Here is a 12,590-nt window from a genome sequence, read left to right as displayed (position 1 = left end):
CATTTGGAGCTTTTATTTTTATGTGATATTTACTCGATAATCGAAATTTAAATGCTTTAATGTTTACCTCGAAGTAGTTGATTTATTGTCGAATCAATTTATGTGTGCTAATGACATTACCAACTTGAACTTTTACGAAATATACGCCTTGTTTAAGTGTTTGAATATCAAGTTGATTGTTGTTTATGTTTGATGAATTCAATAGGGTTCGCCCGTTGATATCTAAAATAGAAATAGTATCAATCGTTTGATTGTTAGTCGTATTGAATTGTAGTGTGTTAGTTGCGACAGGGTTTGGATACATTTGAAAAGAATTTATTGCTTCCTCTTCAACCGTTAATACTGCGATAGATGCAAACCCAAAATCGGGTGGACAATTACCATTGCTCGAAAATGTATCCCAAGTATTCAAATCAAAAGCTGTTGTAGGAATTGTAGTCATATATGTTCTTTTCATATACATATCAGCATTTATGATTGTTGCGTTATTTCCCAATTGTCCAATGGCATCATAAAAAACATCGTACTTAAATAATCCAATTACATCATTTCCATCAAAGTTTGTAATACTAGCATCATAGTTATTTACAAATTCTGTACAGATTGAAATATTAGGATGTGCAATTACATACGTTTCATATACTGGTAAAATTGTATTTGCAGGAAAGGTATATACAGTGTCCCAAGTTCCGCTACCATCATAACTTACTTTTATAGAATAATCTGATAAATCAATAGGTTGATAGGTAAGATTGGATAATTCAATAGCCTTATTGTCTCCAGAATAATTTAATAAACCAGATATGTAAAGTTTATTGGGTTCGTTTTGATAAATAACACTAACAGTTTTACAGACTTCATTAGATAATGACGAAGCATTCCCGGCAGCATCTCTAGCAAGTACTCTGATGCAATATGTTCCATTAGAATAATTTAAAAGCGGAATAAATTGAAAAGTATCTGTTCCGTCGTAAGGAACGATTTCTTCCAAGATTCCGTTAATATACACTTCATAAGTAGCAACTCCAATATTATCTGTTGAATGATCCCAAAGTACAGAAATAGAGTCTGGTTGAACTAAAGGATTGTCTGGAAAACGAAGGTTTGTTGGTGTGGTTGGTGCTTCTGTATCATTTGCAAAGCCAAATAAGCATGCAAAAAGTAATACAATTGTTAACGTAATTTTTTTCATAGCTGGTTGTAATTTTATATAAATGTATAAAAAAAGTGACGCTGTTTTGGTAAGTAACATCACTTTTTATAAATCACGTATACTTTTATTGCTTGATTAATTTTTTATTAATCGTTTGATTTCCAATTTCTAATTGTAAAATGTACATTCCTTGTTTTAATCCTTGAATGTTTATTTCGTTTGATGGATTTACCGTTTGTAAAACTTGCTTCCCGTTTAGGTCATAGATGCGAACAGAAGACACTTCTACATTATTCTTGGTATTTATATAAATGCTATTCCCATTAGTAGGATTAGGATATATTTGAAAAGCATTCGTTTCTATTTCTTCTACAGTTAATAATGTAAAACTTCCAATGAATTCAATTTCATCACAAGCTATTGTGTTAGGAATGACAGTTCCAGTCCAATTTAATGGATCAAAAGTAGTGCTTGTAAAGCCAGAATTTCTGTAATATATTTTGTCACTTTCAAAGTTAGTGTTATTAATTCCTAAGGTTCCCACAATATCAATTAAGACATCGTTTTTAAATAATCCGATTGCGTCATTTCCATCAAAATTAGTAATCATATCATTGATTTCATCATAATTGCCAGATTCGCAAGCATTGGCTTGAGAGTTAGCAATAATATGAGAGCTAATATCAGGAATAACTAAACCAGAAGGAAATGTATATGTTTCTTGCCAAGTAGAGTTACCATCTCTGCTTATTTTGATAGAATAATCATCAAGGTTTGTTGGACCAATAGTATTTGTAATTGCAATTAGGTTATTTGCTCCTGTACCATTCATGATTACAGAAATGTATAAATCATTAGGTAATATTTGTAGATAGCGTGTAAAACAGCTGTTATTACTTAATGGTGAAGTATTTCCTGCAGCATCTCTAGCTAATACTTTGAAACAGTGAGTTGTTCCAAAAATTCCTGAGAAAACAGCATCTCCATGAGAAGCATTACCATTATAAGCAACAGTTTGATTATATACATCATCAACATATACATCATATTCAACAACGCCAATATTATCTGTAGAGTGTGTCCATAAAAGAGCAGCAGTACCTGTATTGTTATTAAAAAAAATGGGAGTTAAATCTGTAGGTGTAGTTGGCGCCTCAGTATCATTTGCAAAGCAAAAAAAACTGGTAAAAAGTAATACAATTGTTAACGTAATTTTTTTCATGGCTGGTTGTAATTTTTTATATAAATGTATAAAAAAAAGCGATGCTATTTATTAAAATAACATCGCTTTTTATGAATTACGTTTAGTATTATTGTTTGATTAATTTTTTGTTAATCATTTGATTTTCAATTTCTAATTGTAAAATATACATTCCTTGTTGTAATCCTTGAATGTTTATTTCGTTTGACGGATTTACTGTTTGTAAAACTTGTTTTCCGCTAATATCATAGATACGAATTGAAGAAACTTCTACATTATTTTTAGTATTTATGTATATAACATTTCCATTTGTAGGATTTGGATATACTTGAAAAGAATCTGCTTCAAACGTTTCAACACTTAAAGTCTGTGTATGCATTCCTAAGTTTGTACATGTATTAGAAGCAAATGTATCCCATTCGCTAGCTGTAAACGTTGTGTTAGGAGAATCGATACTAGGCTTTCTTACTAAAGTTGTATTACTAGCATAAGTAGTTCCGTCTCCTAAAGTTCCTAAAATATCAATAAGAATATCGTTTTTAAACAACCCAATAGCATCATTTCCATTGAATCCAGTAATGATATCATTTGAATCATCTACAACACTTGTACAAACAGCTAAACCAGTGTTTCCAATTACATACACATCACCATCATTAATAGTTGCGCCCATTGGAAAAGTATATGTCGAATTCCATGTAGCACTTCCATTAGTACTTATTTTTAGTGTGTATGTGTTTGCTACATCATTTAAATCAACTGTTGCACCTGTATAATTGGCAATTTCAAGAGCTTTATTAAAAGAACTTCCTTCAATATATTCTGAGAAATATAAATTAGAACCAGTTCCTCCGCCAGTATTTGTAAGTGTAGTTCCATCTACCGAAGCAGATTGTGCAGAACTATTTCCTTGTGCATCTTTTGCTAATACTGTAAATGCGTATGTAGTTGAAGAAGCAAGTCCTGAAACAGTAGCAGAAGTTGTTGCAACTGTTTGGTTTAGCATACCATCAACATATACTTCATATGCTGTAACTCCAATATTATCTGTAGAAGCTGTCCAAGAAAGATCGATACTCGTTAAAGTTTCGTTGCTTACCATAAGATTTGTTGGTACTGTTGGATTTTCAGTATCTGTACCAAAAATTCCCCAGCGATCTTCTGCAGGCGTTCCTCCCCAAATTTGAGTAGCCAAACGAGGATTGTCAATAAAAGGATTACGATTTCCTTGTGCCGTTGCGTTTGATATATTTTCGTGATATGTATTACGTGCATCTTCATAGGCAGAAACAGGATCGGCAGCATTCCACTCTAATAATAAATCAATCATATTAGAATCAATACTATTTGTAGATCCGTTAGCAACTAAATTTGGAGCACATTGATTTCCGTAACGGATGTACATGTACATTACAATTCTAGCTACATCACCACGCCAGTCTGGTCCACCAGCAGTAGCATCACCAGGATACCAAAAAGAACCTACAGGTCCAGAATTTCCAGAACCTGCTGAAAATAGACGGCTTCCGCGTTGACCATTACGTTGTACATCTGTAGAACGTAAATTGTGAGCGTCACTGTATGGAGGTCCGTTTGTTGTATTTGAATCTAAATCTGGACTAGCCAATGAGTTTGCAAATGTGTGTTCTCTGTTCCAATCACCAACATTTCCTCCATTATCATTCTTATCTCTTGATAAATCGTTTGTTACATCTGAGTCACTTCCGTTTTCCCATCCGTACAATAATAATACGTTATTTGAATTGTTTGGATCTAAATCCGTCACTCTCGTTGCAGTCCATATTTCTGAGTACGATAGTGAATTTGAATGTGTGTTGATCACTTTTGTTGCTAATGCATCACGCAATTGTGTTCCTGTAAGTGTAAGATTAACATCATTATAATATGTCTGTTGTGCGACAGTTGTAAATGAAATCAATCCGATTAAAAAAAGTAATGTTCTTTTCATTTTGTAATATATTGAAATAATTTAGGGTTCTATTTTCGTTGTAGTAAAGCCATGTAAAAACCATCAAAACCTGATTCAGATGCCAATAGCTTTTTGTCTTCTACAAGCGAAAAATCTTCATTGGAAGCTAAAAACTTCTCTACTTGTTCTTGGTTTTCCGATGGTAATATAGAGCAAGTAGCATATACTAACTTTCCGCCCGATTTTACCATTCGTGAATATCGTTGTAAAATATCTTGTTGTGTTTCTTTAATTTTTGCTAAAAACTCTGGTTGAATTTTCCACTTTGCGTCAGGATTTCTTCGTAAAACGCCCAATCCAGAACATGGAGCATCAATTAATACACGATCTGCTTTGTCATATAATTTTTTGATCACTTTGGTAGATGTGATCACGCGCGTTTCAATATTATGTGCACCATTTCGTCGTGCTCTGCGTTTTAGTTCGCGCAGTTTACCTTCATAAATATCTAAAGAAATTAAGTTTCCTTTATTTTCCATCAACGCGGCTAAATGCAATGATTTTCCTCCAGCACCGGCACAAGTATCAACAACTCTCATTCCAGGTTTTACATCTAAAAACTCCGAAACTAATTGTGAATTTGCATCTTGTACTTCAAACAATCCATTTTTGAAAGCTTCATTTTTAAAAATATTCGCACGTTCTTTTAAACGTAACGCTACAGGATGTCCTTTAACTTCTTCGGTTTCATGATCAAAAGAAGCTAATAATTCTTTTAGTTTTTCTTTGGTAGTTCGCAATGTATTGGCTCTAAGAATAACATCTGCTTGCTTGTTTAGCGCATTAATTTCTTTTGTCCAAACATCTTCACCCAATTCGGCTACACCTAATTCATCTAGCCAGTCTGGGATAGATTCTTTTATTTTTCGAGTTTTAGAAACTTCGTCAAAACGTCCTTTTATTCTTCGAGTTGGTGTTCCTGCAAGTTGATTCCAATCAGGTAATTCTATGCCGCGTAATGTTGCCCAAACAGCAAAAATGCGCCATAAATTTTCACGAGAATAATTTTCTTTAGTATCTGCTATTTCAGCATATAAGCGTTTCCAGCGTACAATTTCATAAGTAGTTTCAGCAACAAACTTACGATCACGACTTCCCCAACGGGCGTCTCTTTTTAGTAATTTTTCAACTACTTTATCGGCATAAGCTCCTTCATTAAATATTAGGTTTAATCCATCAATAACGGAAAAAACTAAATTTCTGTGTAATCGCATGTGAATTCAAAATTAAACAGCAAAGGTATTGTTTTATGTTTAGATTTTTTAGTTAATTTAACCTGAATTCTGTATTAAACCTTCTTTAAGAAGTTATTATGTAGAATATAAGTTCCAATATTCAAATAAAATCATTGAGCAAACCTATTTCTCTAACGTACAAAAGAAATCGAGCGTTGCATCTGAATGTTCTGCTAGCGAATAATCTTCAAGCGTAATACTATTCACTAAATCAGGATTCTTATTCAATAACTTTTTGCGATTCATTCTATTGGCAATTTCATATGGAATTTGCAATAGCCAAGAAGGAACTTTGTGTTCAAGTTTAAAAATATCATAGCGCAAAAATTTAGCTACAGATTTTTTATTTTTTTCATAATACGCATCTGTTTTAGCATTTCCTTGAACAGCTTGAATCGTATATTTGGTAAAACTTTTTTCAATCAAACTAGACAAATCTTCAAAGGTATATTCTTTATAGTGCCAAGGATTTCGCGCAATAGTTTTTAAAGCGTTTGGTGTAGAAATATATGCTTTTCCATTAGGTTTTAAAACACGATGAATTTCTGCTAAGTATAAAGCAGCTTCTTTAATGTGCTCAATCACTTGAAACGAAACGATAACGTCAAAACTGTTATCTTCTAATTGCGTTAATGGAGGAATTTTCTCTTGAATAATTGTAGTATTCGGAAATCTATTATTGATTAATTCTGCTGTATACGGAGATTTGTCAATCAAAGTTAGTTTTTCAGCATTTTTATATAGCAATTCTACACCGTAACCTTCACCACAACCTATTTCGAGTACATTTCCATGAATATATGGCGCAACTATATGATACGCTTTTAGTGTCCGCTGAAATAACGGATTATCAGAAATGATTTTAGAAGAAGTAACTTCAGTTGAAAATAACATAATTAGGGGAATTAATATGGCCAGTTTCGTTTTTGCCAAGTTTCAAAAGTTTCTTCAAATTGTTTAAATACCTCTCTACTAACAGGAGCATTTTCAATACCACTTGGAAACTGTTGCATCATCTGAAAATACATGCCTTTTAATCGATATGCATGGCGTAAATTTATAATTGGATATGGCGGATCAAAAGAAATCATCCATTGTAGTTCATCCCAAATATTTTGCATGGCAGTCTTGCAAATTTCGATTCCTTTTTGATGTTTACCTGCACGAACATATAACCTACCAATACCATACGAAAACTGCTTGTATGGAATGGTTTTATCAGGAAATAATGAAATACATTTATCTAACACAGCAATTGCTTTTTCTGTATTTCCTTCTTCGAGTAAGGCTTGTGCCAAGAAATAATAATTTTGACGAAAAATTTCTCGTGCATACGTAGCATTTTCATTACGAACAAATCCTGATTCACCTTGTAAGCCTTCAAAATTTACCTGATTCATTACATATGAATACATCATTTTAGTATCTACAATCTTAGGGTTTAATTTTGAATTTGTACGCTGAATAGGTGCTAAAATATTCACCATACCATGTTGAATCAAATAAGGTTCCAAACCAATATTGTGACGTTTTTTACTATTAATAGCAAAACAAATTGGTCGCTCATGAATATTATTTGTTAAAAGATTCATCAACACAAGTTCATTTAGGCCATAAAACTTTTTGGGATGCTTCCATGTTATGGATGAGGTATACGAAGCGTTTAACTTTGTTGGATCTAGTATTTTTTTGAACTTTATAGTATCAATTGGAATAGAAAATGAAGTGGAAGGAATATAATGGCGCATACGTCCATTCCAGTTAATACGCGTATTATCTTGCTTTAAAAATTCAAACATTACTGGCAACTTTGCAGCTTCCTGAGTTTCTTCCTGTAAAGGCAATAACTTTTCAATTCCACTTACATAAAACGCTCTGTCTAAATCTATTTTTAAAGGTTTCGAATCATATATTGTATTACGTAAATTATCAATATGCATTTCTACATTCAACTGATCAAAATTAATTACACGTACATCAGTTCGATAACCTTCTACTTGTTGCAAATACCAAACCGGAAAAGTCATATTATCGCCATCAGTAATAAGTACTGCTTGCTTTGGACAAGCATCCAAATACGCCTTTCCGAAGTTGTAGGCAAAGTCATCATGTCCGCGTTGATGATTGTCCCAACCTTTTGCTAACAATTGTATTGGAGCTGCCAAAAGTACAATGATCGTAACAAGTCCAATACGTGTTTTTGGATTTTTAATTTTATACAAGGCTTTCGCCAGAAAAACTACAGAAAGACCAATCCACAAGGCAAAAATTACAAATGAACCAATAAAAATATAATCGCGTTCACGAATCAAAATACTAGAAGGCACAGGATTTACATAAATGGTAATTCCGATTCCAAAAGTTAAAAAAAGCAATAAAGTAGTCCAAAAATATTGTTTGTGTTTTCGTAGTGCAATAATTCCTAAAATTCCCAAAAGAAAAGGCAAAAAGTAATAAGAATCGTTGCCCATATGGTTCTTGTAATATTCAGGGATCATGGCTGTATCTCCAATTCTATCTTTATCGAAAGCATTAATGCCACTCTTCCAATTTCCATCTTTTATGTAGCCTAAGCCTTGATGATCGTTCTGTCTTCCAATAAAATTCCAAAACAGATAACGAGTATTTAGCCAGATCACTTGATAATTAACAAAAAAGCTTAAATTTTCTCCAAAAGTTGGTTTGTTAATAGTAACAACTTCTCCGCGTACAGGATATTTTATAGGTTCTCCAAGAATTGGAGTCCATGCTTTGTATTTTTCGGAGTCACCTTTGTCAAATATTCTAGGAAAAAACATCTTAAATTCACTTGCATAGTTTACTTCCTTAAACTTTCCATCATGTACTTCTACATATCTTTCTTTTTCAAAATCGTATGTAAATACTGGTTTTCCGTCAATAAATGCTACATCTTTATCTAATGGTGCATTAAACACAGGTCCGTTTAACAATGGAATTGATGTGACACCAAATTGTTCTGCGCGTACATATTGAAGCATTTTATTACTATTATTGGTACTTTCAGCAATGAGTGTATTTAATCCAGATCGTTGTAGTGGCATCAAAAAAGAACTCATTCCAATTAAGAAAAAAATCATTCCTAATGTAACATGGTGAAGTATTGTTTTTTGACGCTTTCGCGAGAATACTAACAGTACACTAAATACGATAGCAATGCATAATAATAGTATAATAATTCCCGTATTGAGAGACATTTTAAAGGAATTTACTAACCAAATATCCAAAGAATTTGCAAGTTTGATAGTTCCTTGTACTACAAATCCATAGATGAAAAAGAAAGCAATACAACCTAGTAATCCAGCAATAATAAATGTCTTTATAGTAAGTCCATACTTTTTATGAGCAATTAAAAGTGACAACGGAATTACAATTGCAATTAAAATTAAATGTACGCCAGTAGCGATTCCTAGTAAAAAAGCGAAGAAAAGTAATAAAACAATCTCTTTTCTTTTGTTTAAAGTACTTTCCCATAACAACATGATGTGAATCATTCCAGTCATCAAGGCAAATGATAAAGTATATACTTCTGCTTCGGTTGCAGCTGTCCAGAAACTATCTGAAAATGCGAGTGTTAGAGCTGAAGTAATTCCAGAAATAAGCACAATTGTAGGTGTATAATTACTTTTTGATTCAGAAAGTATACGCTTTGCTATATTTGTAGTGATTCTAAATAATAAGGCAATTGTCAAGGCTCCGAAAAAGGAAGAAATTAAATTACTAACCAATGCTGCTTTGGTAGCAGGAAAAAACGATAACACAACTTTACACAAAATTGTATAAAATGGCGCACCTGGAGGATGTGATGCTTGAAGCGTATAATTACTAGCGATAAATTCAGGACTATCCCAGAAGGTAATAGTGTTTGAAGCAGAAATTGTGTAGATTAAAAATACGACTGTAAACAGTATCCAACTACTAATTTTTTCAGCTTTTGGCATGGAATGTTAGGTTAATTTTTCATTGCAATATAATAGAATTATTCAATCTGAAAACTACCAATTATAAATAAAAAGCTGCAAATTATACAAATTTTGTAAAAACAGGTATATTCCCTTATGTTTCATAATGACTTGTTAAGTATATTTGAATAATATGTTAAAATAGAAATTCATATATTTGGCATAACCATTTTATAAGTAAACTAACAACAATTCTATTATGAAAAAACAATTACCCCTCGTAGTTGTGCTTTTTCTGTGTCTTCTCGGTATTACAGGAATGCAAGCACAAACGCTAAACGAAACTATGGGTACTGGTTCCGGAGTAAGTATTTCTTCGGGAGACTTCAACACATTTTATGGAGATAGTACAGGTAGTTTTATTACCTCAGGATCTAGAGTAACATTATTTGGTTACAGCGCAGGACGAAGCGTTACAACAAGTGAGCTTGTTGCTATCGGATACCTTGCAGGATATTCAAATACCACTGGTTTCGATAACACCTTTATCGGGTATGAGGCTGGTCGTTTGACTATCAATGGAGGTGATAACACATTCGTTGGAGCTGAATCTGGAGAAAATAACACCACTGGTTATGACAATACATTCGTCGGTGAAGAATCTGGAGCAAACAACACTACTGGTTATGAAAACACATTCATTGGTGAAGATGCAGGTTTTAGCAACACTACTGGATATAAGCAAACATTCGTTGGAAATGAAGTAGGTATTTCCTCAGATGTAGGATATCGTAATACAGGTGTTGGTAGTGAATCTTTAAGTGATGTAGATGATGGTCACCACAACTCTGCGTTTGGAGATTCAGCAGGTATTGATATCGGAGATGGTATTTACAATACGATGGTTGGTGCCGCTGCCGGTGTAGCTACAGAATGGGCAGATTATAACACATTCATTGGAGCACAAGCAGGTTGGGATAACAACCGTACAAATAATACAGCAAATGCAAATCACAATACATATGTAGGTTTCTCTGCTGGTTTTACAAACCGTGAAGGTCAGTACAATGTAGGTATGGGATCGTTAGCAGATTTTGACAACACAAACCGTTCAAATACAATGTTCTTCGGTTACAATATTACTGCAAGTAATAACAACGTAATGGGATTTGGTAATGATTCTTTCATAGATGGACAATATTCAATCTCTATGGGTATTGATCATGATATTCGTGGTGATTACTCTATTATGATGGGATATTTAGGAAACATGACGAATCAAGCTGATTATTCTGTAGGTATTGGAGATAGAGTAGATATTGAAGAAAACGATGTTGTAGGTATCGGACGTTCTGTAGATATTGACAATCAATTTGCAATAGCTATTGGTTCTACGACAGTAGCTCAAAATGATGGAGCGATTGTTCTTGGATACCAAGCTTCTTCAACAGATCCAAGTGCTTTAGATCCTACAAATAATATTGCTATTGGTAATGCTGCAAATGTACAAGGTACAAATGCTGTTGCCATTGGTAATGCAGCTACGGCAGTAAATGACAATACTATGGTTCTTGGTGGAAGTACAAATCCATTAAGTGTTGGTATTGGTACAGATACACCAAACGCTAATGCATCTTTAGATTTAACTGGCGCAACTAAAGGTTTACACCTAAACCGTATGACTACTGCTGAACGTACAGCATTTGGAAGTTCTCTAGCAGCTACAGATGAAGGTATGGTAGTGTATGATACAGAAACTGATAATTCATTTTATTGGGATGGAACGCAATGGAAAGGTATGATGGATACCGATACAGATACACAAGATTTAGCGTTAGATGGAAGTAATGTATTGAGCCTAACAGATGGTGGATCAGTAGATTTATCTCCATATTTGGATAACACAGATGAGCAAGCAATTTCTGTAGCTTCAGACATCTTAAGTATTACTGGAAATGCATCCACAGTAGATTTATCAGGATATTTAGACAATACAGATGCGCAAGCAATTTCTGTAGCTTCAGACATTTTAAGTATTACTGGAAATGCATCTACAGTAGATTTATCACCATATTTAGATAATACGGATGCGCAAGCAATTTCTGTAGCTTCAGATATTTTAAGTATCACAGGAAGCGCAGGAACGGTAGATTTATCAGGATATTTAGATAATACAGATAGTCAGAATTTATCTTTAATGGGAACTACTTTAAATATTTCTGGAGGAACTGGTGTTGATTTGGCTTCTTTACAAGATGGAACTGGAACAGATGCACAAGCAATTTCTGTAGCATCGGATATTTTAAGCATTACAGGAAATGCTTCTACCGTAGATTTATCTCCATATTTAGATAATACAGATAGTCAGAATTTATCTTTAATGGGAACTACTTTAAATATTTCTGGAGGAACAGGTGTTGATTTATCATCTCTTGCAGATGGAACAGGAACAGATAGTCAAGATTTATCTTTAATGGGAACAACTTTAAACATTTCTGGAGGAACAGGAGTTGATTTAGCTGTAATCCAAGATGGAACAGGAACAGATAATCAGAACTTAACTTCTGCTACATTATCAGGAAATACATTAACTGTTGCTATTGAAGGTGGAACTTCTGTAAATGTTGATTTATCTCCAATTTTATCGACTTTAGAAGCTGAGAATACAGCACAACAAGCTCAAATAGATGATTTAATTACTAGAGTAGAAGCTATTGAAGCATGTGCTTGTAGTGGTACTTTATCTATTGATGATATAAGCGGATCAAGCAACAACGGAGCAATTTTATATCAAAATATTCCAAATCCTTTTAACAGTACATCTTCTATTCGCTATTTTGTTCCACAAGATATGACGGGAGAAGCTAAAATGGTATTTGTAAATACTGCAGGACAAGTAATCTCAATTGTAGATTTACAACAAAAAGGGGATCAAGAATTAGACATTAATACAAGAACATTATCTTCAGGAATGTATTACTATACACTTTATGTAGGTGGTAAAAAAGTAGATACTAAGAAAATGATCATCGAATAATATCATTATAAGACTCATTTCTTAAAATAAGAGGAAAAAGCTTCGTAGTTTACG

7 protein-coding genes are annotated in these 12,590 nt (G+C 33.3%); 1 reads left to right on the top strand and 6 read right to left on the bottom strand.

Annotation, left to right across the window (positions count from 1 at the left end; translation table 11 throughout):
* Nucleotides 1-82: 82 nt before the first annotated feature.
* The 6 genes from ACOQOS_RS05870 to ACOQOS_RS05845 form a co-directional block, all read right to left on the bottom strand.
* Nucleotides 83-1,192, bottom strand: coding sequence for a T9SS type A sorting domain-containing protein (locus ACOQOS_RS05870; RefSeq protein WP_420574039.1), 1,110 nt, complete (start codon nt 1,190-1,192; stop codon nt 83-85).
* An 85-nt stretch (nt 1,193-1,277) separates the two neighbouring features.
* Nucleotides 1,278-2,375, bottom strand: a complete 1,098-nt coding sequence (locus ACOQOS_RS05865; protein WP_420574038.1) for a T9SS type A sorting domain-containing protein — start codon at nt 2,373-2,375, stop codon at nt 1,278-1,280.
* An 88-nt stretch (nt 2,376-2,463) separates the two neighbouring features.
* Nucleotides 2,464-4,323 carry an endonuclease gene (locus ACOQOS_RS05860; RefSeq protein WP_420574037.1) on the bottom strand — a complete coding sequence of 620 codons (1,860 nt, stop codon included), beginning with the start codon at nt 4,321-4,323 and terminating at the stop codon, nt 2,464-2,466.
* A gap of 29 nt (nt 4,324-4,352) precedes the next feature.
* Nucleotides 4,353-5,558 (bottom strand): RsmB/NOP family class I SAM-dependent RNA methyltransferase, encoded by a 1,206-nt coding sequence (locus tag ACOQOS_RS05855; protein WP_420574036.1) that lies wholly within the window; start codon nt 5,556-5,558, stop codon nt 4,353-4,355.
* A 144-nt stretch (nt 5,559-5,702) separates the two neighbouring features.
* Nucleotides 5,703-6,473: a class I SAM-dependent methyltransferase gene (locus tag ACOQOS_RS05850; protein WP_420574035.1), complete on the bottom strand. Its 771-nt coding sequence runs from the start codon at nt 6,471-6,473 to the stop codon at nt 5,703-5,705.
* Between the two features lie 11 nt (nt 6,474-6,484).
* On the bottom strand, nt 6,485-9,538 hold the full coding sequence (locus ACOQOS_RS05845) for a protein O-mannosyl-transferase family (protein ID WP_420574034.1): 3,054 nt from the start codon (nt 9,536-9,538) through the stop codon (nt 6,485-6,487).
* A 220-nt stretch (nt 9,539-9,758) separates the two neighbouring features.
* Here ACOQOS_RS05845 and ACOQOS_RS05840 point away from each other — a divergent pair, with 220 nt between their 5' ends.
* Nucleotides 9,759-12,536 (top strand): T9SS type A sorting domain-containing protein, encoded by a 2,778-nt coding sequence (locus tag ACOQOS_RS05840; protein WP_420574033.1) that lies wholly within the window; start codon nt 9,759-9,761, stop codon nt 12,534-12,536.
* Nucleotides 12,537-12,590 lie beyond the last annotated feature (54 nt).

The organism is Kordia sp., from assembly GCF_965224175.1.
Taxonomy (GTDB): domain Bacteria; phylum Bacteroidota; class Bacteroidia; order Flavobacteriales; family Flavobacteriaceae; genus Kordia.
This window is presented reverse-complemented; position numbering and strand designations above follow the sequence as displayed.

Bases quoted from the DNA above. Each gene is read 5' to 3' on its own strand.
- ACOQOS_RS05850 (WP_420574035.1), bottom strand. From the start codon at position 6,473: ATGTTATTTTCAACTGAAGTTACTTCTTCTAAAATCATTTCTGATAAT.
- ACOQOS_RS05870 (WP_420574039.1), bottom strand. From the start codon at position 1,192: ATGAAAAAAATTACGTTAACAATTGTATTACTTTTTGCATGCTTATTT.
- ACOQOS_RS05845 (WP_420574034.1), bottom strand. From the start codon at position 9,538: ATGCCAAAAGCTGAAAAAATTAGTAGTTGGATACTGTTTACAGTCGTA.
- ACOQOS_RS05860 (WP_420574037.1), bottom strand. From the start codon at position 4,323: ATGAAAAGAACATTACTTTTTTTAATCGGATTGATTTCATTTACAACT.
- ACOQOS_RS05855 (WP_420574036.1), bottom strand. From the start codon at position 5,558: ATGCGATTACACAGAAATTTAGTTTTTTCCGTTATTGATGGATTAAAC.
- ACOQOS_RS05840 (WP_420574033.1), top strand. From the start codon at position 9,759: ATGAAAAAACAATTACCCCTCGTAGTTGTGCTTTTTCTGTGTCTTCTC.
- ACOQOS_RS05865 (WP_420574038.1), bottom strand. From the start codon at position 2,375: ATGAAAAAAATTACGTTAACAATTGTATTACTTTTTACCAGTTTTTTT.